Below are 25,163 nucleotides of genomic sequence, written 5' to 3'. Positions count from 1 at the left end.
AGCGGGGCGATACAAATACTGAATTGCGCCGCCCTGGATCAGCTCGCCAGCTTGCGTTCCTTGGCGAACGGGCTAAGGCCGAGCCAACTTTGCATGGCCGCGGCAAGCTGCCGATCGCCGGTGAGCAGCATCCGCCGGCTTGCGGCGGCCGCCCGCACGGAATCGAGTCCCATCCAGATCGCCGTCATGGTGCGCAGATCAACCGACACGTAAAGGTCAACGTCGAAACCGGGATCAATCGAGCAGAGGTCGACACTGTCGTCGGGATCGACGATCAGCCACCACAATCGCTGCGTCGAAGGTAATTCCGGATACGCGAACTGCAGCACGCTGCGGCGGGTCGGCATCGGCGTCGTGTTCAAATTCCGCCGCATGTCCCACATCAACAGCTGGACATCGAGATGCTGAAGCGACAGATCCGACTCGATGCGGCGCTGGCCCCAGATGCCGAACGCCTCGACGATGGGGCCGAGTTCGCGTCCGGAAGCGGTCAGCTGATACTCGATCACGCCGCGCTCGGAAGCCGACGGCTGGCGGATGATGATGCCTGCAGCTTCGAGTTCCTTGAGGCGCTGGGAAAGCAGCGCAGGCGACATGCGGGGAACGCCGCGGCGCAACTCGTTGAACCGGGTCGAGCCGGCGACGAGTTCACGTAGCAGCACGACGGTCCAGCGCGTGCACAATATCTCGGCCGCCATCGCGACCGGACAGAACTGCCTGTAGCTGCCGATGGTCATGCGGGCCTCCGTGACAAGCGAAGGCGCAACCTTAGGGCCGCGGCGCGCGGCTTCCTAGTTCAGTTTCTGTATCAGCACCGATTCATTCTCTGAACTGGCCGCGGACCGTGGTGAGCGTCTATTCGACCGGCATTGGCAAGCCGGCCGCCGCAATCGCGGCCCGCCGGACACAGGAGATTACCATGAAGAAATACGATTCAACGGCTTCCAGATTGCTCGTTTCGGTTCGCAGCGCCGCGATTTGCACCCTCGGCCTGGGCGTCGGCGTCATGCCGGCGTCCGCAGCCAATCTGACGAGGAGCATCGAGGTCAGCAGTGCTGCGGCCGAGGTGTGGTCCGTCATCGGGCCGTTCTGCGCGATCAAGGATTGGCTGCCGCCGGTGGGGCAGTGCATTGCGGACGGCAAGTCGCCGCCAACCCGGACGCTCGTCACCAGGGACGGCAAGGCCTCGTTCGTGGAGACGCAGACTGCGCGGAACGACAAAGACTACAGCTATTCCTACGCGTTCCTGTCGAGCCCACTGCCGGTGAGCCAGTACAAGTCGACCATCAAGGTCACGGCAAAGGGTGAAGGCGCATCGGTGGTGACATGGACCGGCATCTACACGCCCGACCCGGGGCGGGAGAAGGAAGCGGTCGATGCCCTCGGCGGCGTCTATGATTCCGGCCTCGCCGCAATCAGGGACCGGTTCAAGAAGTAGGGTCAATGCAGCGATGGGCGCAGCGCTAGCTGCGCTCATCGTGGACAATCACAGCCTCATAGCCACGGCGCCGGCGTATCCATCGCGATCAATTGCTCGACCTCGATGCGCGGACGCACGACCGCGTACTGGTCGCCCTTCACCAGCACTTCGGGCACCAGCGGCCGCGTATTGTAGGTGCCGGCCTGCACTGCGCCGTAGGCGCCGGCGGTCATGATGGCGATGAGGTCGCCGGGCTTTGGCGTCGGTAGCGTGCGATCGAGTGCGAGATAGTCGCCGGTCTCGCAGACCGGGCCGACGACGTCGGCCATGATGGTCGCGGCCCCCGTCGCAGGCTGCGTCACCGGCAGAATGTCGTGATGGGCCTCGTACAGCGTCGGGCGGATCAGATCGTTCATGGCGGCGTCGATGATGACGAAATTCTTGCCGTCACCGTGCTTCACATAGATCACCTTGGCGACCAGGATGCCGGCATTGCCGACCATCATGCGGCCCGGTTCGAACATCAGCGTGCAGCCGAGATTGTGGCTGACGCGCTTGACCATCGCGGCATAGGCGTCGGGCGCCGGCGGCGCCTCGCGGTCCATGTAATAGGGAATGCCGAGACCGCCGCCGAAATCGACATGCGAGATGTTGTGGCCGTCGGCACGCAGCGTCTGCACGAATTCGGAGAGGATGCGGAACGCGATCTCCATCTTGGAGAGGTCGGTGATCTGGCTGCCGATATGCACGTCGGTGCCTGTGACCTCGATGCCCGGCAGCTTCGCGGCGCGGGCATAGACCTCGCGGGCATGCGCGATCGGGATGCCGAACTTGTTCTCGGACTTGCCGGTCGAAATCTTCGCATGCGTGCCGGCATCGACGTCAGGATTGACACGGATCGAGATCCGCGCGGTCTTCCCGGTCTCGGTCGCAAGGCGCGACAGCAGCTCGAGCTCGGGCTCGGATTCGACATTGAGGCAGAGGATGTCGGCCGCCAGCGCAGCGCGCAGCTCGGCTTCCGTCTTGCCGACGCCGGAGAACAGGATCTTGCTTGCTGGAATGCCGGCGGCCAGCGCGCGCTTCAATTCGCCGCCGGACACCACGTCCGCGCCGGCGCCGAGCCTGGCCAGCGTGCGCAGCACCGACTGGTTGGAATTTGCCTTCATGGCGTAGCAGACCAGCACCTTCTCGCCCGCGAAGGCGTCGGTGAAAACGCGATAGTGCCGCTCGAGCGTCGCGGTCGAATAGCAATAGAACGGCGTGCCGACGGTTGCAGCCAGCTCGGACAGGTTCACCGCCTCGGCGTGCAGCACGCCGTTGCGATAGTCAAAATGATTCATGGCGTTGGCTCAGTTGCCCCAGCCTATCGGCTGGGTCTTTCGTCCAGGAGCGGGTCGAGGATAAACGGTTTCTTCCTGCCCTTGGTCGCCGCCGGTGCGGCGTCCGCGCCATAGGTGGGGTTGAACACGCTCGGCGTCTTCTGGGCTTCGGTCTCGGTATCGGTCGGCGGCGCGACGTTGGCCGTTGACGCGCTGGAGGCGGTCGGCGGCAGATCCAGCGGGCCCTTGCGGCCACAGCCGGCAAGCGCGAGCGCCGTCAGGCTCAAGACAATGATGGCCCACCCCGAGCCGGCCGGGCGAAACTTTGACGTCACGACGAAATCCCCACTACGCGCGGCGCACCATACAGAGATTGGCGCGCTCTGGCGAGACCCGGATGACCATGAAACATAAGCGAAATTTTGCTCCTCAGCCCAATTTTCGCTCTTTTTCCAGCCGCTTCAGCCAGGCCTTGGCCTGCGATGCCACGTTCTTCGGCGCGGTACCGCCGAAACTGGTCCGGCTCTTCACCGACGATTCGACCGAGAGCACGCCAAGCACGTCTTTCGTGATCTTCGCTTCGATTGCCTGCATCTCCCTCAGCGGCAGCTCGTGCAGCGCCACGCCGCCCTCGGCGGCTTTCGCGACGATGCGGCCGGTGACGTGATGGGCCTCGCGGAACGGCATCTTCAGCGTCCGCACCAGCCAGTCGGCAAGATCGGTCGCGGTGGCGTAGCCCTCGCCTGCAGCAAGCTTCATCTTCGCTTCATCAGGCACGAGATCTCGGACCATGCCGGTCATGGCGCGGATCGCGAGCGACAGCGCGGCGAAGCCTTCCATGGCGCCCTGCTTGTCCTCTTGCATGTCCTTTTGATAGGCGAGCGGCAGGCCCTTCATGACGATCAGCAGCCCATTGAGCGCGCCGATGACGCGGCCGGTCTTGGCGCGCACCAGCTCGGCGGCGTCAGGATTGCGCTTCTGCGGCATGATCGAGGATCCCGTGGTGAACTTGTCGCTGAGGCGGATCATGCCGACCAGCGGCGAGGTCCAGATCACGATCTCCTCGGCAAAGCGCGACATGTGCACGGCGCAGATCGAGGCCGCCGACAGCGTCTCCAGCACGAAGTCGCGATCGGAGACCGCATCGAGCGAGTTCGCCATTGGACGGTCAAAACCGAGCGCCTTCGCCGTGGCGTGACGGTCGATCGGGAACGAGGTACCGGCGAGCGCTGCAGCTCCGAGCGGGGACTCATTCAGCCGCTTGCGCGCGTCCTGGAAACGGCCGCGATCGCGCGCGGCCATCTCGACATAGGCGAGCAGATGGTGGCCGAAGGTCACCGGCTGCGCGGTCTGCAGATGCGTGAAGCCCGGCATGACCGTTCCGGCGTGCTCCAGCGCGCGCTCGACCAGCGCCTGCTGGAACGCGGCGAGCGAGGCGTCGGTCTCATCGAGGACATCGCGGACATAGAGACGGAAATCGGTCGCGACCTGGTCGTTACGCGAGCGCGCGGTGTGCAAGCGGCCGGCGGCAGGGCCGATCAGCTCGGACAGGCGGCTCTCGACATTCATGTGAATGTCCTCGAGCGCGCGCTTGAATTCGAAGGCGCCCTTGCCGATCTCTGACAAAATCGTGTCTAGACCCTTGCCGATATTTTTCGCATCAGAGTCCGTGATGATGCCCTGCGCGGCCAGCATCGCGGCGTGGGCCTTGGACGCGGCAATGTCCTGGGCAAAGAGGTGACGATCGACGTCGATGGAGACGTTGATCTCTTCCATGATCTCGTCGGGACGTTCCGAGAACCGGCCGCCCCACATCTTGTTGCTCATGATCCCCTGCTCACGCCTTGCCTGTGGCCGCCGCACGTTTGCTGACGGCTGCCAGCCGTATTAAGAGGCCTCTGATAGCCATATCTGCGACCGGATGACAAACGATATGCTCGACCCCAACGACAGGCTCGACCAAAGGACAGCACGGTCGGCCACGCGCCGTATCCCCGTGGTCATCGCCACCGTGGTGGTCGGGGGCCTGGCTGGCTTTGCCGCGCTGTACGGGCTGGGCCTGGGCCGGGCCCCCTCCGGCGATCCCGCCTGCCGGGCCGCGGTGAACACCGCACAGAAGATCGCGCCGCTTGCCCATGGCGAGGTGGCGGCGCTGACCATGGCGACCGCACCGCTAAAGCTGCCGGACCTGGCCTTCGAGGACGCCGACGGCAGGCCGAAGAAGCTGTCGGATTTCCGCGGCAAGACGCTGCTGGTGAACCTCTGGGCCACCTGGTGCGTGCCCTGCCGCAAGGAAATGCCGGCGTTGGACGAGCTCCAGGGCAAACTTTCGGGCCCGAATTTCGAGGTGGTGGCGATCAATATCGACACCCGCGACCCCGAGAAGCCCAAGACGTTTCTGAAAGAGGCCAATCTCATCAGGCTCGGCTATTTCAGCGATCAGAAAGCCAAGGTTTTTCAGGATCTTAAGGCGATAGGCCGGGCCTTGGGCATGCCCACCTCGGTGCTGGTCGATCCTCAAGGCTGCGAGATCGCGACGATCGCGGGGCCGGCGGAATGGGCGAGCGAGGATGCGCTCAAGCTGATCCGGGCTGCGACGGGCAAAGCCGCAGCGTCGTTCTAAGCGATGATGTTTTAGGCGGTGACGTTGAGGTTGCTGCCGACGCCAGCGCCGACATTGGCAAGCGAGGGCTGTCCGGCGCCGAGCAGCGTCAGGACGGTGGATTTCTCCGCATCCGCGTTCTGCTTCATCAGCGTCGCCGAGATATTCGACTGCAGCGCGCCTTGCTGAGAGGCCAGCATGCTGCTGACCATCGCCATCATGTCCATTACGCAAACCCTCGTACCGGCGGTAACCTAGAGGCGGGCGGTTAACGGGACATGAATTGTCGCGAGTCGCCGTAAGGTAGGCTTTCTCCGTCTCCCGGCTCTGCTGCGTATCGCTAACGCGCTGCGCAATGTCCCGGCACGAAACCCCTTATCTCGTCGGAATCGGCTTGGCGCCGCGGTAGTCGTAAAAACCGCGCTGGGTCTTGCGACCGAGCCAGCCCGCCTCGACGTATTTCACCAGCAGCGGGCACGGGCGGTACTTGGAGTCGGCGAGGCCCTCATGCAGCACCTGCATGATCGACAGGCAGGTATCGAGGCCGATGAAATCAGCGAGCTCCAGCGGGCCCATCGGATGGTGCGCGCCGAGCTTCATCGCCGCGTCGATCGCCTCGACGTTGCCCACGCCTTCGTACAGCGTGTAAATCGCCTCGTTGATCATCGGCAGCAGGATGCGGTTGACGATGAAGGCCGGGAAATCCTCGGAGACCGCGACCTGTTTGCCGAGCTTGCCTACGAATTCCTTTGACGCCTCGAAGGTCTGGTCGTCGGTGGCGATGCCGCGGATCAACTCCACCAGTTCCATCAACGGCACCGGATTCATAAAGTGAATGCCGATGAAGCGTTCGGGCCGGTCAGTGGCGGCGGCCAGCCGCGTGATCGAGATCGAGGAAGTATCGGAAGCGACGATCGCCTCGGGCTTCAACACAGCGCAGAGATCGTGAAAAATCTTGCGCTTGACCTCTTCCTTCTCGACGGCGGTCTCGATCACGAGATCGCAGTCCGCGAGATCCTCCAGCTTCTCGCCGGCTACGATACGCGCCATCGCCTTGGCTTTGTCGTCCTCGCTGACGGCCTTCTTGGAGACCTGGCGCGTCAAATTGCCGTTGATCGTGGCCATGCCTGACTTGAGGCGGTCGGTCGAAATATCGTTGAGCACCACGTCGAAGCCGGCCAACGCAGCGACATGCGCGATGCCATTGCCCATCTGCCCCGCGCCGATCACGCCGACCTTCTTGATTACTGCCGCCATAATGTCATCCACCGGAACGGCGCGCTATCAACCGCGCCTGCCTATCCCCCTGAGCCGGGAGGTCTGATTTAATCAGAACCCGGCCTCGAAACCTAGATTGGATCGCTTCGAAGGCGTGTCCCGCGCCAAAGAAAACGCCTCAAAAAGCAACACCGGCCGGAGTTTATAGCTCCGGCCGGTGTTTAGCGCGTTTTACTTGCCGAGCTTGCCGAGTTCGGCCGTCAGCTCCGGAACCGCTTGGTAGAGGTCGGCGACCAGGCCGTAATCAGCGACCTGGAAGATCGGCGCGTCCTCGTCCTTGTTGATCGCGACGATCACTTTGGAGTCCTTCATGCCGGCCAGATGCTGGATCGCGCCGGAAATGCCGACCGCGACATAGAGCTCGGGGGCCACGACCTTGCCGGTCTGGCCGACCTGCCAGTCGTTCGGCGCATAGCCCGCATCCACCGCCGCACGCGAAGCGCCGACACCGGCGCCAAGTTTATCGGCGAGCGGCTCGATGTACTTTGCGAAGTTCTCGCGGCTCTGCATGGCGCGGCCACCGGAGACGATGATCTTGGCCGAGGTCAGCTCGGGACGGTCACTCTTCGCGACCTCCTCGCCGACAAAGGACGACAGGCCCGGATCGGCCGCCGCCGCGACGCTCTCGACCGACGCGCTGCCGCCTTCACCCGCTGCGGCGAAGGTGGAGGTGCGCACCGTGATGACCTTCTTGGCGTCCTTCGACTTCACCGTCTGGACGGCGTTGCCGGCGTAGATCGGGCGCTCATAGGTGTCGGGGGCGATCACCTTGGTGATCTCCGAGACCTGCATGACGTCGAGCAGGGCCGCGACGCGCGGCATCACGTTCTTGAAGCGCGAGGTCGCGGGCGCGACGATGGCGTCATAGGACGGCGCCAGCGAGACGATCAGCGCGGCCAGTGGCTCGGCCAGATCGTGCGCGTAAAGCGCGCCGTCGGCGAGCAGCACCTTCTTCACACCGGCGAGCTTTGCGGCGGCGTCCGCCGCGGCCTTGGCGTTCTCGCCGGCCACCAGAACCTCGACGTCCGCGCCGAGCGCGGCCGCCGCGGTCAGGGCCTTGTTGGTCGCATCCTTGAGCGACGCATTGTCGTGTTCGGCAATCAGAAGCGTCGTCATCAGAGCACCCCGGCTTCGTTCTTGAGTTTCGACACCAGCTCGGCGACGTCCTTGACCTTGACGCCCGCCTTGCGGCCCGCCGGCTCGGTCGTCTTGAGAACCTCGAGGCGCGCGGTGAGATCGACGCCATAATCGGCGGCAGTCTTGTCCGCAATCGGCTTCTTTTTGGCCTTCATGATGTTCGGCAGCGAGGCGTAGCGCGGCTCGTTGAGACGGAGATCGGTGGTGACGATCGCCGGTCCCTTCAGCTTCACGGTCTGCAAGCCGCCGTCGACTTCGCGGGTGACCTTGAAGTCGCTGCCTTCGACCTCGAGCTTCGAGGCGAAGGTCGCCTGCGACCAGCCGAGCAGCGCGGCCAGCATCTGGCCGGTCTGATTGCTGTCGTCGTCGATCGCCTGCTTGCCGAGAATGATGAGGCCCGGCTGCTCTTCGTCCGCAATCTTCTTCAGGATCTTGGCGACCGCGAGCGGCTCGACCGCACCCTCGGCCTTCACCAGGATGCCGCGATCGGCGCCCATGGCGAGACCGGTGCGGATCGTTTCCGACGCCTGCGCCGGTCCGATCGAGACCACCACGACTTCGGTCGCCTTGCCGGCTTCCTTCAGGCGCAGCGCTTCTTCGACCGCAATTTCGTCGAACGGGTTCATCGACATTTTGACGTTGGCGAGTTCAACACCCGATCCATCGCTCTTGACGCGGACCTTGACGTTGTAATCGACCACCCGCTTTACCGGCACCAAGACCTTCATCGATCCTCTTTCACTCAATCTGGGAGGGGGTTATCAACTGGCGCGGAACCTAAAGGCCTGATCCGGCCCGGTCAACGCGCGAAGGGGTCTAATTTTGGCGCCCAGAAATGCGCGGCCCAATGGGTCAGCGATTCTGGCCCGGAACCCAGAGCACGTCGCCGGCGCCGTCTTCGTTGACCGCGCGGCTGGCCACGAACAGGAAGTCCGACAGGCGGTTCATATACTGGATGCCAGCGGCACCAACAGGTTCTTCCGGCCGGGCCGCCAGTTCCACCATCACGCGTTCCGCCCTGCGGCAAATCGTACGGGCGACATGGAGGTAGGCGGCGGCTGGCGTGCCGCCCGGCAGCACGAAGGAGGTCAGAGGTGCCAGCTTGTCGTTGAGCGCGTCGATGTCGCGCTCGAGCCGCTCAACCTGGCTTGCCACCACCCGCAGCCGCTCCGCCTTGCCCTCACGTTCGGGCACCGCGAGGTCCGCGCCGAGGTCGAACAGATCGTTCTGGATGCGGCCAAGCATCGCGTCGAGCTCGGGCGCATCCCCGGTGTGAAGCCGGACCACGCCGATCGCAGCATTGGTCTCGTCGACAGTCCCATAGGCCTCGATGCGCAGATCGTATTTCGGCCGGCGCTCGCCCGAGCCGAGCGCTGTCGTGCCGTCGTCACCGGTTTTCGTATAGATGCGGTTGAGCACGACCATGTTAACGCCCCATCGCCCACACGGCGGCCATCGCGATGACGATCGCCACGAACTGAAGCAGCACGCGCCAGCGCATCAGCTTCTGCGAGGTGTTGGGCGAGCCGCCGCGCATCATGTTGATGAGACCGAGCAGCAGCACCAACGCCACGGCGCCGACCGCAATCGGCAGGATGAAAGTACTCAGGAGAGATGCCATTCGAGGGTAAATAACACCCTCCGCGCCGGTCCGCCATGGCGTTCCCGATCTGGCTTTTAAGCCAATAATATCAGAAGCTAGCTGGATGAATCTGGATTTGCGCCAATTGCCTATCCTCTTGACCTATCCCCGCCTGCGGGGAGAGGTCGGAATGCGTTTCCCGCGCGCGGGAAGCGGAAGCAGCAACAGCAGTGCAGGTGGTGCGTGAAGGCAATCCGCACCATCTACCTTGTCGTAATGGACGCGTTCTACACGTTCCTCGCCGATGACGGCTGGGCGATCGCGAGCCACATCGCGCTGTCGACGCTGATGGCGCTATTCCCGTTCCTGATCGTCCTGACATCGCTCGCCGGCTTCTTCGGCTCCAAGGAACTCGCCGATCAGGCTGCGAGCCTCATGCTCCAGGTCTGGCCCAAGCAGGTCGCGGATTCGATCTCGGGGGAAGTCCACGACGTGCTGACCACGACCCGCACCGGCCTATTCACCATCGGCGCGGTGCTGTCGGTCTACTTCGCCTCCAACGGCGTCGAGGCGCTGCGGGTCGCACTGAACCGCGCCTATGCGGTCGTGGAGATGCGGCCCTGGTACTGGCTACGGCTGGAATCGATCGCCTACACGCTGATTGCGGCCTTCACCGCGCTCGCCATGGCATTCCTGATCGTGCTCGGGCCGCTGCTCATCGAGGCCGCGCGTGCGCACATCCCGCTGTTCGTTGAATCCAACGAGAGGATCCTCACCTGGCTGCGCTACGGCATCACCGTTGGCGCGTTGGTGGTGGCGCTGATGATCCTGCATACCTGGCTGCCGGCGGGACGGCGCCGGTTCCTCCAGATCCTGCCCGGCATCGTCTTCACCATCGTGGCGTCGCTGATCTCGGGCATCGTGTTCGGGCAATATCTGGCGCGCTTCGCCAATAATTACGTGACGATGTATGCGGGGCTCGCCTCGGTGATCATCGCGCTGGTGTTCCTGTATTTCATCGCCGCGATCTTCGTTTACGGCGGCGAGCTCAACGCCGCGATCATCAAGTCGCGGCTTCCTCACGGCGTGTCGCTGCAAGCAGCGCAGTCGCTAGCGCCCGCGGAGACACAGGCTTGACCAGAAAGGCGTCGGCGCCGGCCTCGCGTGAGGCGACTTCATCTTCGCCCCGACCTGACACCCCGATGATGGGGATCTGAGCCAGCGGCGTCGCCATGGTGCGGATCCGCCTGATCGCCTCGACGCCATTGATGCCCGGCAGCACCATATCCATCAGCACCGCGTCGAAGGCGCCCTGCGCGAGCCGGTTCACCGCGTCCTCGCCGCGCCCGATGAACTCGGCATGATGACCGAGTTCGGTCAGGATGGTGTTGAGCACAACGCGGCCGAACGGATTGTCCTCGACGCTGAGCAAGCGCAGCGCCGGAACCGCATCCATCTCGGCTTCGCCCTTCGACTTGCGGGACTTGCCCGATCCCGTGGCACACACCGACACCGTCAATGTGAAGGTGGCGCCACCGCCGGGCCGAGGCGCGACCGTGATGTCGCCGCCCATCGCGCGCGCCAGTTGCTTCACCGACGACAGGCCCAGTCCGGCGCCGCCGAAGCGCGAGGCAATGGTGACATTGGCTTGGGTAAACGGCCGGAACAGCCGTTTGATCTCGGCCATGGTGAGGCCGATGCCGCTGTCGGACACCGCGAAGGCGACACCGACGCTGCCTTTGCCCTTTGCTTTGCCTTTGCTCTTGGTCTTGTCCTTGCTCTTGACGGAACGCCAAGGCGCGACCGTGAGCGCCACGCCGCCGTGCTCGGTGAATTTCACGGCATTGTCGATCAGGTTCTCGAGCGCGGCGCGCAGGCGGACGGGATCACCGACCACCAGCCCCGGCAGCTTCTCCGAGATATCGACCTCGGCCTGGAGACCCTTGGCCGCGGCGCGACCGGCCAGCGAATCGCCGGCGTTGCGGGCGAGGGTCCGCAGGTCGAACAAATCCTGCCGCAGCGAGCTTCCACCTCCGATGCCCTTGCCGGTCCCCTTGCCGGTTCTGGCGGCATCGACGAACAGGGTGGCAAGGTTCGCCAGATGCTCGGCACCGGCCTTGATCGTGTCGGCCCAGCGTCTTTCCCGTTCGCCGAGATCCGAAGTCGCGAGCAAGTCGCTGATCGCGAGAATGCCGGTCAGGGGGGTGCGGACCTCATGGGCAAAGGCGGCAAGCGCGGCCTGGACGACGTCCGGCTCGACCCGCTTGGTGCTGCGCTTGCGCAACCGGGCGGTCGGCCCGGAGCGCTTCCGAGCCACTCGCTTGGACGTCCGCGTAGTGCGCGCTGCGCGCGTTTTCGCCGCCATAACTCCCCTTCGAAGTATCCCCTTCGAACCCCGCGCTGTCAGGCGAGCATGGCACGGCGGAACACCCGGAGTCACGGCGCCGTTTGGCTAACCCCCAGAGAAACTTAACCTAATCCCACCAACCGGCGGATACCGGCCGGCGTGGCGCCGCCGGCGCGCAGTTCACGAAGGCCGGTCGAGCTGGTTGATTTCGACAGCTTCCGGCCGCGCTCGTCGCGAAGTAGCCCATGGTGGCGGTAGACGGGTTCGGGCAGGTGGAGCAGAACCTGAAGCAGACGGTGGACCGAAGTGGCGTGGAACAGGTCCTGGCCCCGCACGATCTCGCTGATGTCCTGGAGCGCATCGTCGACAACAACGGACAGATGGTAGCTCGTCGGCGTCTTCTTGCGGGCCACAATGACGTCGCCCCAGGCTTCTGGCCGCGCCGGGACGACGCCACGCTCACCATCCGGCCCCTCGCCCAGTTCGTTCCAGCTCAGGCCCACAGCGCGGCGGCAGGCGGCTGCCATGTCGAGCCGAAGCGCGTAAGGCGCACCGGTGTCGATGAGGCGGTCGCGCTCGTCCGCGGACAGCGATCTGGCGGCGCCGGGATAGAGCGGCACGCCGTCGGGATCGCGCGGCCACGGCCCATCCGCTTCACGCGCCTTAACCAGCCTTGCGATCTCGGCGCGGCTTTCGAAGGCTGGATAGACCAGGCCGAGCGCCGAGAGCCTGTCCAGCGCCGTCCGATACGCATCGAGATGCTCCGACTGCCGCCGCACCGGCGTCTCCCAGGCGATGCCGAGCCAGGCGAGGTCTTCGTAGATCGCTGTCTCATATTCCGGCCGGCAACGCGTCGCGTCGATGTCCTCGATCCGCAGCAACAGCCGCCCACCGGTCTCGCGCGCGCGGTCGGAATTGAGCAGCGCGGAATAAGCGTGGCCGAGATGCAGGTAGCCATTCGGGCTGGGGGCAAATCGGAAAACGGGTGGCGACATGCTTCGGAACTCATCATGGCCGGGCATAGCCGTCTAGACGGATGGCGTCGCTTCCGCTCGCCTGTGTCCCGGCCATCCACGTTCTTCGGAGCGGCGCACCGATCGTGTCAAGGTCCCCGAGAATGCGATGATCACCAGCCGTGCTAACAATGATGCACGTTGGAAAGACGTGGATGGCCGGGTGGAAGCCCGGCCATGACGCCGGAGAGAGTTGACGATTGCCATGACCATCCACCTCGAAACCCAATCCGATCTCGAAGAGGCCGTCCACGCGCTGGTCAAGCGCGATCCGCGCCTGAAGCCAGTGCTGGCGACTGCCGGCATGCCGGCGTTGCGGCGGCGCGAGCCGGGTTTTGCGGGGCTTGCCCACATCGTCTGCGGGCAACAGCTCTCGACTGCGAGCGCCGCGGCGATCTGGGGACGGTTGTCCGCCGCGTTCGATCCGTTCGACCACGAGGCTGTCCGCCGCGCCCGCACCGACCGGCTGGGGCGGCTCGGCCTGTCCGCCGCCAAGATCAAGACGCTGAAACATCTCGCGCGCGAGATCACCGCAGAACGGCTGAACCTCGACGTGCTCGCGGAAGAAGACGCTGATGCCGCGCATCACACGTTGATCGCACTGCCCGGCATCGGACCCTGGACCGCGGACGTCTATCTGCTGTTCTGCCTCGGCCATGGCGACGCCTGGCCGGCCGGCGACCTCGCCGTGCAGGAAGGCATCCGCATCGGGCTCGGCTTGCAGGCGCGGCCAACGGAGAAGCAGATGGCGCCGCTCGCCGAACCCTGGCGCCCCCTGCGCGGAGCGGCGGCACATCTGTGGTGGAGCTATTATCGCGCGGTGAAAAAACGCGAAGGCGTCATCGCGGGATCAACCTAGAGCTAGTTCCGTTCCGATGGAATCGGAACGGGGCTCTAGTGTTTTGTTTTGACGCGTTTTCTTGACGCGAACCGGTGTCCACTTCGCTCGAACACGCTCTAGCCCCGCAGCCCGACGCGATCGGTCCGGGCGCAATCGGCGACGAAGTCGATGACGGCCCGCACCGCCGGCAGTTCGACGAGGTCGGGATGGGCGAGCAGCCACAGGTCCGCCACGCTGGCGAGCTTCTGCGGCGCGACACGCACAAGATCGGGATAGCTTTCCGCGACAAAGCACGACAGGGCGGAGATTCCGAGTCCGGCGCGGACCGCCGCCAGCATGTCGCCCTGGGACGAGCAGCGCATCACCACCCAGGCCTGACGCGTGACGACGTCGCTCCAGCGCGCAAGCTGGAGATTGGAGGTCTGATCGGCGAAACCGATGACGCTGTGCCCCTTCCACTCGCCGCGCCGTTCCGGCAAGGACCGCCCGCCGGCGTAGCCGCGCGAGGCGTAGAATCCCGTGCCGAGACGGCCGATCTTGCGGCCGACCAGATTTTCCTCGCCGCTGTCGAAGGGCCGCAACACCACGTCCGCCTCGCGCCGGCGCACGCTCGCCGGAAACGGATGGGTGATGATCTCGAGCTGGACGTGATCGTGCGCGCGCAGGAACGCAGGCAGGCGCGGCATCAGCCAATGCGAGGCCAGCGTTGCGCCGATCGATAGCTTGACGGTCCCGCGCGCCTTATGCCCTCCGGCCGAGACTGCCGTCTCCGCCCGCAGCGCGGCCGCCGCCATTACCTCGGCGTGCTCGCGCAGCGTCCGTCCATCCGCCGTCAGCGCAAGGCCGTCGGCGGCACGCGCCACCAGCCTGGTGCCGAGCTGGGCTTCCAGCGCCGCAATCTTGCGGCTGACGGTGGGATGGCTGCTGTGCAGCCGGCGCGCCGCGCCGGTGAAACTGCCGGTATCGGCGACCGCGAGGAAGGTCTTGCAAAGGTCCCAGTCCATGAGCGGCCTCTGTTCAAATCTGAATAGTTGTCCGTTCAATATTGAACGATAAGAGGCCCCACTCCAACCCCTATAATGACGTCAAAAGAAACATGGGCGGCAACTCGCCCGCGACAATCAAAGAAGGAAACGCCTCGTCATCCGCCTGCCGGCGGGCTGCGTTTCCGGGAGGACATCATGGCGCTGCCCGCTCTCTTGAAGGATTCGCTCGAGCTGCCCGTGGTCGGCTCGCCGCTCTTCCTCGTCTCCGGCCCTGAGCTGGTGATCGCCCAGTGCAAGGCCGGCGTGGTCGGCTCGTTTCCGGCACTCAATGCCCGTCCGGTGGAAAAGCTCGACGAATGGCTGAGCCGCATCGAGGACGAACTCGGCGAATACAAGTCGCGCAATCCCGGCAAGAAGGTCGCACCCTACGCCGTCAACCAGATCTGCCACGCCTCCAACGACCGGCTGATGAAGGACATGGAGACCTGTGTGAAGCACAGGGCGCCCATCATCATCACCTCGCTGCGACCGCCCGCCGAGCTCGTCGAGGCCGCACACTCGTACGGCGGCCTCGTGTTCCACGACGTCATCAACGTCAAGCACGCGCGCAAGGCCGCCGAGCAGGGCGTCGACGGTCTGATCCTGGTCTGCGCCGGCGCTGGAGGACATGCAGGAACGCTCTCGCCTTTCGCACTGGTACGCGAGGTCAAACAATGGTTCGACGGTGCGATCCTGCTGTCGGGCGCAATCAGCGACGGCTTCGCGATCGCCTCCGCGCTGACGCTGGGCGCCGACCTCGCCTATATGGGCACGCGCTTCATCGCGACGAAGGAAGCCAACGCTGACGAAGCCTACAAGTCGGCGCTGACGCAGCACACCGCGCATGACATCGTCTACACCAACCTCTTCACCGGCGTGCACGGCAACTATCTCGGGCCTTCGATCGCCGCGGCCGGGCTCGATCCGGACAATCTGCCGGCGGCCGACAAGACGAAGATGAATTTCGGCTCCGGCGGCAACATGAAGTCCAAGGCGTGGCGCGACATCTGGGGCTCGGGCCAGGGTATCGGCCAGATCGCCGACGCGCCGCCGGTCGCCGAGCTCGTCGACCGGATGAAACGGGAATTCGACCAGGCCCGACAGGATTTCCTGATGCGCGTCAGCGCCTGACGTCTCGGACCGACAATAAAACGGGAGGACACCATGAAGCTGGCAGCCGCACTGATCGGGATGTCGTTGCTGATGCTCGCCGGCGGCAGCGCCCATGCCGAAGGCAGCGACGAGATCCGCATCGGGCAGACCCTGCCCTACAGCGGCCCGGCCTCCGGCTTCGGCGCGATCGGACGGACGCAGGAAGCGTTCTTCGAGAAGGTCAATGCCGAAGGCGGCATCAACGGCCGCAAGGTCAAGTTCATCACGCTGGACGACGCCTATTCGCCGCCGAAGACCGTCGAGCAGACCCGCAAGCTGGTGGAGCAAGAAGAGGTGCTGATGATGTTCGGCTCGCTCGGCACCGCCACCAACAGCGCCGTGCAGCGCTATCTCAACGCCAAGAAAGTGCCGCAGCTGTTCGTGCTCTCCGGCGCCACCAAATGGGCCGATCCGCAGAAGAACCCGTGGACCATGCCGGGCATGGCGGCCTACGAATCCGAGGGCGTGGTCTATGCCAAATACATTTTGCAGGCCAAGCCCGACGCCAGGATCGCGATCCTCTCGCAGAACGACGATTTCGGCCGCGACTATGTCGCCGGCTTCAAGCGAGCGCTCGGGCCTAAGGCGGCAAGCATGATCATCGCGGAAGCGAGCTACGAGACCAGCGCGCCGACGATCAGCTCGCAACTCTCGACCTTGAAGGCCTCGGGCGCCAACGTGCTGTTCGGCGTCGTGCTCGGCAAGTTCACCTCGCAAATGGTCAAGGGCGTGGCCGAGATCGGCTGGAAGCCGGAGCTGTTCTTCGTGCCGACCTCGGCGTCGTCGATCTCTTTCCTGGAACCGGCAGGGCTCGACAACGCGGTCGGCCTGATCTCGTCGAGCAATCAGAAGGACACGATGGACCCGCAATGGGTCGACGATCCCGGCGTGAAGGAATACTTCGCCTTCATGAAGCGCTACATGCCGGCCGCGGACCTCTCCAACTCCAACTACGCCGCGGGCTATCACTATGCCACGCTGCTGATGACGGTGCTGAAGGGGTGCAAGGATGATATCAGCCGCGACAACATCATGCGCCAGGCGGCCTCGTTGAAGGATGTGAAGCTGCCGCTGCTGCTGCCGGGAATGGCGGTTACGACCGGCCCCGACGACTATCTGCCGTTCCAGCAGCTTCAGCTCCGGCGCTTCAATGGCAAGAGCTGGGTCGGCTTCGGCGACGTGCTGGATGATCGCTAGACGAGCGGGATGAGGAGACGCCATGATCATCAGCGGCGAACGCCAGATCAGCTATGACGACATCCGGGCTCGGATCAGGCGGGCGATGAGCGGCTTCCGCGCCCTGGGGCTTGCCGAGGCCGCGCCGGTCGCGATGATGCTGCGCAACGATTTCGCTCTGTTCGAGGTGGTTGCGGCCTCGGCCGCGCTGGGCAGTCCGGTGGTGCCGATCAACTGGCATTTGAAGGCCGAGGAGGTCCGTTACATCCTGGCCGACAGCGGGGCGAAGATCCTGGTCTGCCACGCGGATTTGCTGCCGCAGATCCGCGACGGCGTACCGGCGGATGTCCTTCTCCTGGTCGTCGCGACGCCGCCCGAACTCGCAGCGACCTTTTCGATCCCTGGGGAACTGACTGAGATCCCGGTGGGACTGACCGATTGGGACCGCTGGCGCGACGACCATCCGCAAGCGCAGGAGCCGCCGCGGCGGGCCGCAGCGATGATTTATACATCCGGCACCACGGGCATGCCGAAGGGCGTGCGGCGCATGCCGATGCAGCCCGAACAGGCGGCCGCCTCCGAACGCGTGGGCGGGATCGCCTATGGCATCAAGCCGCGGGAAGACCAAATCGTGCTGATCAACGGCCCGATGTATCACTCGGCGCCGCATTCCTACGGCATGCTGGCGTTCCGCAGCGCTTGCACCATCATCCTCCAGGCGCGGTTCGATGCCGAGGAGCTGCTGGCGCTGATCGAGCGCCACCGCGTCACGCACATTCACATGGTACCGACCATGTTCGTCCGGCTGCTGCGGTTGCCCGAAGCGGTCAGGCAGCGCTACGACCTGTCGTCGCTGCGTTTCGTCGTGCACGGCGCCGCCCCCTGCCCGCCGGACGTCAAGCGCGCCATGATCGACTGGTGGGGACCGGTCATCAACGAATATTTCGGCTCCACCGAGACCGGGATCCCGGTGTGGCACTCGGCCGAGGAAGCACTGAAGAAGCCTGGCACGGTCGGCCGCCCCATCGAAGGCGGCATCGTCAGGATCTTCCGCGATGACGGCAGCCCGTGCGGTGCAAACGAAGTCGGCGAAATCTACATGCGCCAGACGTCAGTGCCCGATTTCGACTATCACGGCAGGTCGCAGGCAAGGGCCGAAGCCGGCCGTGACGGCCTGGTCAGCGTCGGCGACGTCGGTTACCTCGACGCGGACGGCTATCTGTTCCTGTGCGATCGCAAGCGCGACATGGTGATCTCCGGCGGCGTCAACATCTATCCCGCCGAGATCGAGAACGTGCTGATCGGAATGCCCGGCGTGCGCGACTGTGCCGTGTTCGGCATCCCCGACGCGGAATTCGGCGAACGGCTGTGCGCCTTTGTCGAGCCTGAATCGGATGCCGAGCTCTCGGCCGACGCCGTCCGATCGTTCCTGCGCGGGCGGCTTGCCAATTTCAAGGTGCCAAAGGACGTCGAATTCCGTGACGCGCTGCCGCGCGAGGCCACGGGAAAGATTTTCAAGCGCAAGCTGCGGGAGCCCTATTGGACGATGTGAGGACAGGCAACGCCGTCCGAGAGTGCCGGACCGCATAAACGGGAACGAGTGGCAATCGTTCCTGCGCCTCTCCAATATTCGGCAGATTGAAGACGCGCGCTTCCGTCGCAAATGGAAGAGCAACCAATTCGAATCTCGCCTGTTGTCGACCGGCACAATCAACAGCCGGAGAATAAAAAATGTCTCGTCTCACCATGCTCGCCGCAGCTCTGCTGCTGCTCGGATCAGCGCCTGTCAGTGCACAGTCACAGCCTGCGCAGAGCGGGCCGGGCAACAACGCCGTCAACAGCTCTGATCACAACAACTCCAACGCACCGGTCGCGGGCCGCAACAGCTTCACCGAGGGCCAGGCGAAGTCGAAGATCGAGGGCGCGGGTTATTCCAATGTTTCCGGACTGCAAAAGGACGACAACGGCGTCTGGCGCGGCAAGGCCGACAAGGCCGGGACCAAGGCGGACGTGAGCGTCGATTTCCAGGGCAACGTGAACCCCGCCAAGTAAGGAGGATGAAACATGACGACCACTATTTCTCGACTCTATGACACCTATTCGGATGCGGAACGTGCGGTCAGGCGTCTGGAGGCCGCGGGCGTGCCGCACTCCGACATCAGCATCGTCGCGAACAATTCCGATAACTGGTACGGCTCCTCCACCGGCAAGGTTGACCGTGATCGCGACGGCGTCGACGATCGCGCCGAAGGTGCCGGCACGGGTGCCGGCATCGGCGCAGGCCTCGGAAGCGCGGCCGGCCTGCTTGCCGGACTCGGCCTGCTGGCCATTCCGGGACTGGGACCGGTGGTTGCCGCCGGATGGCTGGCTTCGACCGCAGTTGGTGCCGCGGCCGGCGCGGCGACGGGCGGCATCGTTGGCGCGCTGACCGAAGCCGGCGTCTCCAAGGATGATGCGTCGCGCTACGCGGAGGGCGTCCGTCGCGGCGGAACGCTGGTATCGGCGCGGGTACCCGACCAGGACAGCACACGTCTCGATGCCCTTCTGCACGAGAAGGCCGTGAACCTGCAGGAACGGAGCGCCGCCTGGCAAAAATCCGGCTGGAACGGCTTCGATGCCGCAAGCCCGCCGTTGTCACCCGACGATGTCGGCCGTGAGCGTGAGCTGTACGGCGCCGGCACGCGGGTGAGCTAGGGATGTTCCGCTCGCCGCCACGCCAGCGGCTGTGAATCCCAAGAGCGCGAGGGAGGCTCCACCAAGGTGGAGCCTCTTTCGCGTGCCCCTCCTCGAACACCACGAGGGTGCCGCAGGTCTCTCTCAACGAGCGCATTCCGCTGAAGCAGGGCCACATGTTCTCACTGCTCGGGTAATCGGCTATTGGCCGTCTGCGAAACAGTATAGCTTTCGACCGTAGAGGAAACGCCGCGGAGACGGCACGAGGTCGCGCATGCTGGACAGGACCAAGGACATTGTCGCATCCGCGCAAGCCTGGCTCGATGAGGTCGAGCTAACGCTGGGCGCAGCCGATAGCGCTGCGCTGGATCGTCTTTTCCTCGCCGACAGCTATTGGCGCGATGTGCTGGCACTAAGCTGGAACCTGCAAACGATCGGCGGCGGCGACTCGATCAAGCGGGAGCTGACAACGCTCGCGGCAAAGGCTGCGCCGGGCAGCTTCAAGATTGCGCCGAACCGAGCGCCACCGCGCTGGGTGACGCGTGCCGGGACCAACACTATCGAGGTGATCTTCAATTTCGAAACCGCACTGGGGCGCGGCAGCGGCACCGTCAGGCTTGTGCCCGACGCCACCGACGGCGACCGCCTGAAAGCGTGGACGCTCCTCACCGCGCTCGACGAGCTCAAGGGCTTCGAGGAGCAGCTCGGCACCTCGCGGCCGCGCGGCCAGGCCTATTCGCGCGACTTCCGTGGACCGAACTGGCTGGACTTGCGCAACGGCTCGCGCGACTACGCCGATCGCGATCCCGCCGTGCTGGTGGTCGGCGGCGGCCAGGCCGGGCTCGCGATCGCGGCGCGGCTGAAACAGTTGAACATCGACACCCTGATCGTCGATCGCGAGGCGCGGATCGGGGACAATTGGCGCAAGCGCTACCACGCGCTGACCCTGCATAACCAGGTGCAGGTCAATCATTTGCCCTACATGCCGTTTCCGCCGAGCTGGCCGACCTATATCCCCAAGGACAAGCTCGCCAACTGGTTCGAAGCTTACGTCGAGGCGATGGAGCTGAACTTCTGGACCGGCACCGAATTCGAGGGCGGCGCCTACGACGATGCGAAAGACCACTGGACCGTCACACTGCGGCACACCGACGGCAGTGAGCGTATCATGCACCCGCGCCATGTGGTGATGGCAACCGGCGTCAGCGGCATCGCCAATGTGCCTGTCATTCCGACCCTGGATAACTTCAAGGGCACGCTGCTGCATTCGAGCCGCTACGAGGACGGCGAGACCTGGACAGGCAAACGCGCCATCGTCATCGGCACCGGCAATAGCGGCCACGACATCGCGCAGGATCTTCACTCCAGTGGTGCCGAAGTGACGCTGGTGCAGCGTTCACCTACGCTCGTCACCAATATCGAGCCGTCGGCCCAACTCGCTTATGCGACCTACAATGAGGGCACGCTCGAGGACAACGATCTGATCGCGACCTCGATGCCGACACCGCTCGCGAAAAAGACCCATGTGATGCTGACGGAGCAGTCGAAGGAGCTCGACAAGGAACTGCTCGACGGGTTGCGGCGCGTCGGCTTCAAGCTCGATTTCGGCGAGGCCGGCACCGGCTGGCAGTTCAAATATCTCACCCGTGGCGGCGGCTATTATTTCAATGTCGGCTGCTCCAACCTCGTCATCGAGGGCGCGATCAAGCTCAGGCAGTTTTCCGACATCGAGAGCTTCGTCACCGAGGGCGTTCGCATGAAGGACGGCACAACCCTTTCGGCCGACCTGATCGTGCTCTCGACCGGTTACAAGACACAGGAATATCTGGTGCAGAAACTGTTCGGCGACGCCGTCGCCGACCGGGTCGGCCCGATCTGGGGCTTTGGCGACGGCCTCGAGCTGCGTAACATGTATACGCGCACCAGGCAGCCCGGCCTCTGGTTCATCGCCGGCAGCCTCGCGCAATGCCGGATCAACTCGAAATATCTGGCGCTGCAGATCAAGGCGATCGAGGAAGGGATTTTGGGGCAGACTGGAGCGGCAGCGGCGAGCACCGCTTGAACAACACCGTAGAAGCAGTGTCGCACCACGATAACGAACAAGAGGAGAATTCATGCCAGCCATTCTCGGCACCGGCGAGCACCGCTACCGCGTCGTTGAAAACTTCGCAAAGCTGCCGGACGGATGGCAGCTCACCGACGTCGCCTCGGTCGCGGTCGACAGCAAGGACCGCGTCTACGTCTTCAACCGCGGGGCCCATCCGATGGTCGTGCTGGACCGCGAGGGCAATTTCTTGCGAAGTTGGGGCGAAGGCCTGTTCTCGCGCGCCCACGGCCTGCACATCGATGCCGACGACAATCTCTATTGCACCGATGACGGCGACCACACCGTGCGCAAGTGCACCACCGACGGCAAGGTGCTGCTGACGATCGGCATCCCCGAGAAACCGTCGCCGTTCATGAGCGGCGATCCCTTCCACCGCTGCACCCACACCGCGCTGTCGCCGAAGGGTGAAATCTACGTCTCCGACGGCTATGGCAATGCGCGCGTGCACAAATTCACGCCCGGCGGCAAGCTGATGACAAGCTGGGGCGAACCCGGCACCGATCCCGGCCAGTTCAACATCGTGCACAACATCGCCACCGACGCCGACGGCTTTGTCTATGTCGCCGACCGCGAGAACCACCGCGTGCAGGTGTTCGACGGCAACGGCAAGTACGAGACGCAGTGGAACAATCTGCACCGCCCTTGTGCGCTATGCTGTTGCGGTGGGGCTAAGAGCCCGACCTTCGTCATCGGGGAACTCGGCCCTGGCCTGGCCGTCAACCGCAAGGTGCCCAATCTCGGCCCGCGGCTCTCGATCGTGGACGCCAAGGGCAACCGCATCGCGCGGCTCGGTGGCGAGGAAGGCCCGGGCGTTGCGAGCGGCAAGTTCCTGGCGCCGCACGGCATCGCACTGGATTCCAGGGGCGACATCTATGTCGGCGAGGTCGGCGTCACCGACTGGAAGACCAGCTTTCCGGACGAGGAGATGCCGGCCGTGGTGCGCGCGACGCGATGTTTGCAGAAGCTGGAGCGCGTGCGGGAGTAGCTGCCTCGGCACATCCACGTCGCGCTGTCAGGATGACGCTGCCTCAACGGCCTCGGACTTGGAAATCACAGCGTTTTGCGCGCTTTGCCACCCCCCGGCCGCATTGCTTGTGCCGGAATAAGTCGCTCAACGGGCTTCACAATCCCGTCACGCTGCATGTAGTATGTCAGTTACGTGCTGCTTCGCAGCGTACATTGGAGGCCAGGAGCGTTACTTGAACGCACATGTCTCGCAAGGCCATTGGCCGGTGTTGGTGCTGAATGCGGACTTCCGGCCGCTGAGTTACTACCCACTGTCTTTGTGGTCGTGGCAGGACGCGATCAAGGCGGTATTCCTCGACCGCGTCAACATCGTCGCGCATTACGATCAGGCGGTCCATAGCCCCACGCTGCAAATGCAGCTGCCGAGCGTCGTCTCGCTCAAATCCTTCGTCAAGCCGACCACCCACCCTGCCTTCACCCGATTTAACGTCTTCCTGCGCGATCGTTTCGCCTGCCAATATTGCGGCTCGCCCGAAGACCTCACCTTCGACCACATCATCCCACGCAGCAAAGGCGGCCAGACCACCTGGGAGAACGTGGTCGCGGCGTGCTCGCCCTGCAATTTGCGCAAGGGCAATCTGACGCCGGTGCAGGCCAAGATGTTTCCACGCCAGCACGCCTTCGCGCCGACCGTGCACCAGCTCCACCGTAACGGCCGCCTGTTCCCGCCGAACTATCTGCACGACAGTTGGCTGGATTATCTCTACTGGGATACGGAGCTGGATCCGTAACGTCGGCGTGCAGGCCCTCGGCAATCCATCGTTGACTCGCGCCGCCCAACGCCGGGAGAGATCAGCGAGCTTCTATCTGCGCGCCTGCTCCAGATCGATCTGATAGACGGAAATCCGGTCGATCTCGAATGCGACGGTAGGCGGCGACTCCGCGTCGACCGGACCGACGCCGAGAAAGAATTTGGATCCGATCGCGAGATTGACGATCATGTACATGGGATCGTCGAAACCGATCGGCACCTTGATGTCGGACACCGGTCTGCGGTCGATGAAATAGACCAGGCGATCCTCCTCCCACAGCACACCGTAAGTGTGGAATGCGCTCGACGCGTCGCCGACCGCGAAGTCGAAGCCGCAGGACTGAATCTTCTGGGTCGAGGGAATCCGCCAATGCGTCGTCATCACGAGATCGCCCGGCTTTTCGCCGCGGCCTTCCAGCACGTCGACCTCCGGCGGCCAGCCACCGTCATCCGCCAGCATCCAGAACGCCGGCCACACTGCGTGCCCGACCGGCACCTTGGCGCGGATCTCGAAATAGCCGTGCTTCTGCGCGAACGTGCCCTGGGTCGTCAGTATCCCGGAGATGTACTCGTTGTCGAACAGCACCGGCTTCAACCCCGGCGGGGTACGGCTGGCGACGATCGACAGCACGCCGTCCTTGACCTTGAACGGATCGAGCCCGAGCGGCGCCGCGTTGCGCCCCGCATAGCGCGGATCGACATAGATCTGTTGCTCGCCATTGGCGCTGGTCTTGCGCTTGAAGTCGGAGCCGTCGCCGCCCCAGTAACGCGCCTCCGGCCAGGCCGCGCCGCCGGCGTAATGCGGTACCCAGCGTCCGTTTGCCAGCGGATGCTCGTCAAAATCCTCGTTGAAGGTCCGGCGTAGCGGCAAGAAGACCAGCGAGGCCGGATTGACCTTCTCCAGCCGACGGCACTCGATGGTGGAGGGATCGGTCGTGACCTGCAGCGACATGCTCATCGGGGCACCGTCGAGATCGTCCTGCGCGATGGCTGGCGCGGGCACAACGCAGAGACCGATCGCAGCCAGAGCGCCCCTCGTCCAACGCTCGATCATCACCGCACTTCGAAGACGCCAGAGGAAAGGCCGAGGTTAGCTTACTCATATCGGAACCGGCAAGAGCGGGCCGGCGACCGCGCGCCAATTCAGGAGCGCCGCTTGCACACGCGATCCAGATTTTCGTGCACTTAGAAAAATTGGGACGCCTAGGCAGCGCTCGGAAGGCGAGCGGCAGGCTCCTGCCGGGACGGAACTCGGGGCGCCGGCATCCGTTCAGAGTCGAGGCCGGATGTCGCGCGGGCGCCAGTTGTCCGCGACAGACATATCCGGTCCCGCCACAGCACGAGGGGAGAATAGTCATGGCCACAAGCGAGACGGATCACGTCTACAAGATCCTGGAACTGGTCGGATCGTCCGAGACGTCGATCGAGGATGCGATCAAGAACGCGGTCAGCCGGGCCGCAAAGACCGTTCGCGAGATGAAATGGTTCGAGGTGGTGCAAACGCGCGGCCATATCGAGAACGGTGCCGTGCGCCACTACCAGGTGACGCTGCGGGTCGGCTTCACGCTGGATGAGTGAGGCAGAAAGGCCCGGCGCGCGGGGTCAGCCTGGTTAGCTCGACGATAGCCCGTCAATTGTCGAGGATTGTTCCGACCGGAAGCGCACAATCCGCACGGAAGTTGCAACAGCCCGTTAAGGCCAAAGTGAGAGGTTT

At 64.3% G+C, this 25,163-nt stretch carries 27 protein-coding genes; 13 read left to right on the top strand and 14 right to left on the bottom strand.

What is annotated here, in order from left to right; genetic code table 11:
* Window positions 1–38: 38 nt before the first annotated feature.
* Entirely contained in the window at window positions 39–737 is a 699-nt protein-coding gene (locus tag BcanWU425_RS05695; protein ID WP_018453247.1) for a winged helix-turn-helix transcriptional regulator, read from the bottom strand.
* A 182-nt stretch (window positions 738–919) separates the two neighbouring features.
* Here BcanWU425_RS05695 and BcanWU425_RS05690 point away from each other — a divergent pair, with 182 nt between their 5' ends.
* The gene (locus tag BcanWU425_RS05690) at window positions 920–1,438 is read left to right on the top strand and encodes an SRPBCC family protein (RefSeq protein ID WP_026232494.1); all 519 of its coding nucleotides are present in this window, start codon (window positions 920–922) and stop codon (window positions 1,436–1,438) included.
* A gap of 56 nt (window positions 1,439–1,494) precedes the next feature.
* Here BcanWU425_RS05690 and lysA read toward each other — a convergent pair whose 3' ends face one another.
* From lysA to argH, 3 genes are all read right to left on the bottom strand, one after another.
* The gene (gene lysA / locus BcanWU425_RS05685) at window positions 1,495–2,760 is read right to left on the bottom strand and encodes a diaminopimelate decarboxylase (RefSeq protein WP_204512476.1); all 1,266 of its coding nucleotides are present in this window, start codon (window positions 2,758–2,760) and stop codon (window positions 1,495–1,497) included.
* A 23-nt stretch (window positions 2,761–2,783) separates the two neighbouring features.
* Window positions 2,784–3,074 carry an LPS translocon maturation chaperone LptM gene (lptM, locus tag BcanWU425_RS05680; RefSeq protein WP_007615309.1) on the bottom strand — a complete coding sequence of 97 codons (291 nt, stop codon included), beginning with the start codon at window positions 3,072–3,074 and terminating at the stop codon, window positions 2,784–2,786.
* A gap of 94 nt (window positions 3,075–3,168) precedes the next feature.
* Window positions 3,169–4,566 (bottom strand): argininosuccinate lyase, encoded by a 1,398-nt coding sequence (gene argH, locus BcanWU425_RS05675; RefSeq protein ID WP_018453243.1) that lies wholly within the window; start codon window positions 4,564–4,566, stop codon window positions 3,169–3,171.
* 106 nt (window positions 4,567–4,672) lie between these two features.
* On the opposite strand from argH, the gene tlpA reads away from it, so the two are divergent.
* Window positions 4,673–5,362, top strand: coding sequence for a thiol:disulfide interchange protein TlpA (gene tlpA / locus BcanWU425_RS05670; protein ID WP_026232493.1), 690 nt, complete (start codon window positions 4,673–4,675; stop codon window positions 5,360–5,362).
* A gap of 11 nt (window positions 5,363–5,373) precedes the next feature.
* On the opposite strand, the gene BcanWU425_RS05665 is transcribed toward tlpA, so the two are convergent.
* The 6 genes from BcanWU425_RS05665 to BcanWU425_RS05640 form a co-directional block, all read right to left on the bottom strand.
* A complete protein-coding gene (locus BcanWU425_RS05665) occupies window positions 5,374–5,568 on the bottom strand; it encodes a hypothetical protein (RefSeq protein WP_007615312.1) in 195 nt (64 codons plus the stop codon).
* A gap of 148 nt (window positions 5,569–5,716) precedes the next feature.
* Window positions 5,717–6,598, bottom strand: a complete 882-nt coding sequence (locus BcanWU425_RS05660; protein WP_204512477.1) for a 3-hydroxybutyryl-CoA dehydrogenase — start codon at window positions 6,596–6,598, stop codon at window positions 5,717–5,719.
* A 192-nt stretch (window positions 6,599–6,790) separates the two neighbouring features.
* The gene (locus BcanWU425_RS05655; RefSeq protein ID WP_018453240.1) at window positions 6,791–7,735 is read right to left on the bottom strand and encodes an electron transfer flavoprotein subunit alpha/FixB family protein; all 945 of its coding nucleotides are present in this window, start codon (window positions 7,733–7,735) and stop codon (window positions 6,791–6,793) included.
* Window positions 7,735–8,484 (bottom strand): electron transfer flavoprotein subunit beta/FixA family protein, encoded by a 750-nt coding sequence (locus BcanWU425_RS05650; protein ID WP_018453239.1) that lies wholly within the window; start codon window positions 8,482–8,484, stop codon window positions 7,735–7,737. The genes BcanWU425_RS05655 and BcanWU425_RS05650 overlap by 1 nt, the downstream gene beginning before the upstream one ends.
* Before the next feature lie 124 nt (window positions 8,485–8,608).
* Window positions 8,609–9,181, bottom strand: a complete 573-nt coding sequence (locus BcanWU425_RS05645; protein ID WP_018453238.1) for a cob(I)yrinic acid a,c-diamide adenosyltransferase — start codon at window positions 9,179–9,181, stop codon at window positions 8,609–8,611.
* Between the two features lies 1 nt (window position 9,182).
* Complete coding sequence (locus tag BcanWU425_RS05640) at window positions 9,183–9,377, bottom strand: twin transmembrane helix small protein (protein ID WP_018453237.1); 195 nt, start codon at window positions 9,375–9,377, stop codon at window positions 9,183–9,185.
* 204 nt (window positions 9,378–9,581) lie between these two features.
* Here BcanWU425_RS05640 and BcanWU425_RS05635 point away from each other — a divergent pair, with 204 nt between their 5' ends.
* On the top strand, window positions 9,582–10,475 hold the full coding sequence (locus BcanWU425_RS05635) for a YihY/virulence factor BrkB family protein (protein ID WP_026232492.1): 894 nt from the start codon (window positions 9,582–9,584) through the stop codon (window positions 10,473–10,475).
* On the opposite strand, the gene BcanWU425_RS05630 is transcribed toward BcanWU425_RS05635, so the two are convergent.
* Window positions 10,402–11,703: an ATP-binding protein gene (locus tag BcanWU425_RS05630; RefSeq protein ID WP_085361088.1), complete on the bottom strand. Its 1,302-nt coding sequence runs from the start codon at window positions 11,701–11,703 to the stop codon at window positions 10,402–10,404. The two genes, BcanWU425_RS05635 and BcanWU425_RS05630, sit on opposite strands and share 74 nt — an antisense overlap.
* 104 nt (window positions 11,704–11,807) lie before the next feature.
* Window positions 11,808–12,680 (bottom strand): tRNA glutamyl-Q(34) synthetase GluQRS, encoded by an 873-nt coding sequence (gene gluQRS / locus BcanWU425_RS05625; protein ID WP_085361180.1) that lies wholly within the window; start codon window positions 12,678–12,680, stop codon window positions 11,808–11,810.
* Between the two features lie 223 nt (window positions 12,681–12,903).
* Between gluQRS and BcanWU425_RS05620 the strand changes: the two genes are divergently transcribed.
* Window positions 12,904–13,557: a DNA-3-methyladenine glycosylase family protein gene (locus BcanWU425_RS05620; RefSeq protein ID WP_085361089.1), complete on the top strand. Its 654-nt coding sequence runs from the start codon at window positions 12,904–12,906 to the stop codon at window positions 13,555–13,557.
* A 98-nt stretch (window positions 13,558–13,655) separates the two neighbouring features.
* Here the strand turns inward: BcanWU425_RS05620 and BcanWU425_RS05615 are convergent, their stop codons facing one another.
* A complete protein-coding gene (locus BcanWU425_RS05615) occupies window positions 13,656–14,543 on the bottom strand; it encodes a LysR family transcriptional regulator (RefSeq protein WP_018453232.1) in 888 nt (295 codons plus the stop codon).
* A 177-nt stretch (window positions 14,544–14,720) separates the two neighbouring features.
* On the opposite strand from BcanWU425_RS05615, the gene BcanWU425_RS05610 reads away from it, so the two are divergent.
* The 8 genes from BcanWU425_RS05610 (at window position 14,721) to BcanWU425_RS05575 (ending at window position 23,429) form a co-directional block, all read left to right on the top strand.
* Entirely contained in the window at window positions 14,721–15,695 is a 975-nt protein-coding gene (locus BcanWU425_RS05610) for an NAD(P)H-dependent flavin oxidoreductase (RefSeq protein ID WP_018453231.1), read from the top strand.
* Between the two features lie 33 nt (window positions 15,696–15,728).
* Complete coding sequence (locus BcanWU425_RS05605) at window positions 15,729–16,913, top strand: ABC transporter substrate-binding protein (protein ID WP_085350752.1); 1,185 nt, start codon at window positions 15,729–15,731, stop codon at window positions 16,911–16,913.
* A 22-nt stretch (window positions 16,914–16,935) separates the two neighbouring features.
* Window positions 16,936–18,444, top strand: a complete 1,509-nt coding sequence (locus BcanWU425_RS05600) for an acyl-CoA synthetase (RefSeq protein ID WP_085350753.1) — start codon at window positions 16,936–16,938, stop codon at window positions 18,442–18,444.
* A gap of 179 nt (window positions 18,445–18,623) precedes the next feature.
* Window positions 18,624–18,944 carry a hypothetical protein gene (locus BcanWU425_RS05595; protein WP_026232489.1) on the top strand — a complete coding sequence of 107 codons (321 nt, stop codon included), beginning with the start codon at window positions 18,624–18,626 and terminating at the stop codon, window positions 18,942–18,944.
* Window positions 18,945–18,956: 12 nt separating this feature from the next.
* A complete protein-coding gene (locus tag BcanWU425_RS05590) occupies window positions 18,957–19,586 on the top strand; it encodes a general stress protein (RefSeq protein WP_204512479.1) in 630 nt (209 codons plus the stop codon).
* 253 nt (window positions 19,587–19,839) lie between these two features.
* Entirely contained in the window at window positions 19,840–21,627 is a 1,788-nt protein-coding gene (locus tag BcanWU425_RS05585) for a flavin-containing monooxygenase (protein WP_085385480.1), read from the top strand.
* Window positions 21,628–21,679: 52 nt separating this feature from the next.
* On the top strand, window positions 21,680–22,657 hold the full coding sequence (locus tag BcanWU425_RS05580) for a peptidyl-alpha-hydroxyglycine alpha-amidating lyase family protein (protein ID WP_018453226.1): 978 nt from the start codon (window positions 21,680–21,682) through the stop codon (window positions 22,655–22,657).
* Between the two features lie 214 nt (window positions 22,658–22,871).
* Window positions 22,872–23,429: an HNH endonuclease gene (locus BcanWU425_RS05575; protein ID WP_007597381.1), complete on the top strand. Its 558-nt coding sequence runs from the start codon at window positions 22,872–22,874 to the stop codon at window positions 23,427–23,429.
* A gap of 72 nt (window positions 23,430–23,501) precedes the next feature.
* Here BcanWU425_RS05575 and BcanWU425_RS05570 read toward each other — a convergent pair whose 3' ends face one another.
* On the bottom strand, window positions 23,502–24,503 hold the full coding sequence (locus BcanWU425_RS05570; protein WP_018453225.1) for a glycoside hydrolase family 16 protein: 1,002 nt from the start codon (window positions 24,501–24,503) through the stop codon (window positions 23,502–23,504).
* A 302-nt stretch (window positions 24,504–24,805) separates the two neighbouring features.
* On the opposite strand from BcanWU425_RS05570, the gene BcanWU425_RS05565 reads away from it, so the two are divergent.
* Window positions 24,806–25,027, top strand: coding sequence for a dodecin (locus BcanWU425_RS05565; protein ID WP_018453224.1), 222 nt, complete (start codon window positions 24,806–24,808; stop codon window positions 25,025–25,027).
* Window positions 25,028–25,163 lie beyond the last annotated feature (136 nt).

The sequence above is a fragment of the Bradyrhizobium sp. WU425 genome, assembly GCF_021052305.1.
GTDB classification, from domain to species: Bacteria; Pseudomonadota; Alphaproteobacteria; order Rhizobiales; family Xanthobacteraceae; genus Bradyrhizobium; species Bradyrhizobium canariense_D.
The sequence above is the reverse complement of the archived record's forward strand: the minus strand, read 5'-3'. Positions and strand labels throughout refer to the sequence as shown.

Excerpts from the sequence above, each read along its gene's own strand:
- BcanWU425_RS05695 (WP_018453247.1), bottom strand. The coding sequence starts at position 737 with ATGACCATCGGCAGCTACAGGCAGTTCTGTCCGGTCGCGATGGCGGCC.
- BcanWU425_RS05690 (WP_026232494.1), top strand. The coding sequence starts at position 920 with ATGAAGAAATACGATTCAACGGCTTCCAGATTGCTCGTTTCGGTTCGC.
- lysA (WP_204512476.1), bottom strand. The coding sequence starts at position 2,760 with ATGAATCATTTTGACTATCGCAACGGCGTGCTGCACGCCGAGGCGGTG.
- argH (WP_018453243.1), bottom strand. The coding sequence starts at position 4,566 with ATGAGCAACAAGATGTGGGGCGGCCGGTTCTCGGAACGTCCCGACGAG.
- tlpA (WP_026232493.1), top strand. The coding sequence starts at position 4,673 with ATGCTCGACCCCAACGACAGGCTCGACCAAAGGACAGCACGGTCGGCC.
- BcanWU425_RS05665 (WP_007615312.1), bottom strand. The coding sequence starts at position 5,568 with ATGGACATGATGGCGATGGTCAGCAGCATGCTGGCCTCTCAGCAAGGC.
- BcanWU425_RS05660 (WP_204512477.1), bottom strand. The coding sequence starts at position 6,598 with ATGGCGGCAGTAATCAAGAAGGTCGGCGTGATCGGCGCGGGGCAGATG.
- BcanWU425_RS05655 (WP_018453240.1), bottom strand. The coding sequence starts at position 7,735 with ATGACGACGCTTCTGATTGCCGAACACGACAATGCGTCGCTCAAGGAT.
- BcanWU425_RS05650 (WP_018453239.1), bottom strand. The coding sequence starts at position 8,484 with ATGAAGGTCTTGGTGCCGGTAAAGCGGGTGGTCGATTACAACGTCAAG.
- BcanWU425_RS05645 (WP_018453238.1), bottom strand. The coding sequence starts at position 9,181 with ATGGTCGTGCTCAACCGCATCTATACGAAAACCGGTGACGACGGCACG.
- BcanWU425_RS05640 (WP_018453237.1), bottom strand. The coding sequence starts at position 9,377 with ATGGCATCTCTCCTGAGTACTTTCATCCTGCCGATTGCGGTCGGCGCC.
- BcanWU425_RS05630 (WP_085361088.1), bottom strand. The coding sequence starts at position 11,703 with ATGGCGGCGAAAACGCGCGCAGCGCGCACTACGCGGACGTCCAAGCGA.
- gluQRS (WP_085361180.1), bottom strand. The coding sequence starts at position 12,680 with ATGTCGCCACCCGTTTTCCGATTTGCCCCCAGCCCGAATGGCTACCTG.
- BcanWU425_RS05620 (WP_085361089.1), top strand. The coding sequence starts at position 12,904 with ATGACCATCCACCTCGAAACCCAATCCGATCTCGAAGAGGCCGTCCAC.
- BcanWU425_RS05615 (WP_018453232.1), bottom strand. The coding sequence starts at position 14,543 with ATGGACTGGGACCTTTGCAAGACCTTCCTCGCGGTCGCCGATACCGGC.
- BcanWU425_RS05610 (WP_018453231.1), top strand. The coding sequence starts at position 14,721 with ATGGCGCTGCCCGCTCTCTTGAAGGATTCGCTCGAGCTGCCCGTGGTC.
- BcanWU425_RS05605 (WP_085350752.1), top strand. The coding sequence starts at position 15,729 with ATGAAGCTGGCAGCCGCACTGATCGGGATGTCGTTGCTGATGCTCGCC.
- BcanWU425_RS05600 (WP_085350753.1), top strand. The coding sequence starts at position 16,936 with ATGATCATCAGCGGCGAACGCCAGATCAGCTATGACGACATCCGGGCT.
- BcanWU425_RS05595 (WP_026232489.1), top strand. The coding sequence starts at position 18,624 with ATGTCTCGTCTCACCATGCTCGCCGCAGCTCTGCTGCTGCTCGGATCA.
- BcanWU425_RS05590 (WP_204512479.1), top strand. The coding sequence starts at position 18,957 with ATGACGACCACTATTTCTCGACTCTATGACACCTATTCGGATGCGGAA.
- BcanWU425_RS05585 (WP_085385480.1), top strand. The coding sequence starts at position 19,840 with ATGCTGGACAGGACCAAGGACATTGTCGCATCCGCGCAAGCCTGGCTC.
- BcanWU425_RS05580 (WP_018453226.1), top strand. The coding sequence starts at position 21,680 with ATGCCAGCCATTCTCGGCACCGGCGAGCACCGCTACCGCGTCGTTGAA.
- BcanWU425_RS05570 (WP_018453225.1), bottom strand. The coding sequence starts at position 24,503 with ATGATCGAGCGTTGGACGAGGGGCGCTCTGGCTGCGATCGGTCTCTGC.
- BcanWU425_RS05565 (WP_018453224.1), top strand. The coding sequence starts at position 24,806 with ATGGCCACAAGCGAGACGGATCACGTCTACAAGATCCTGGAACTGGTC.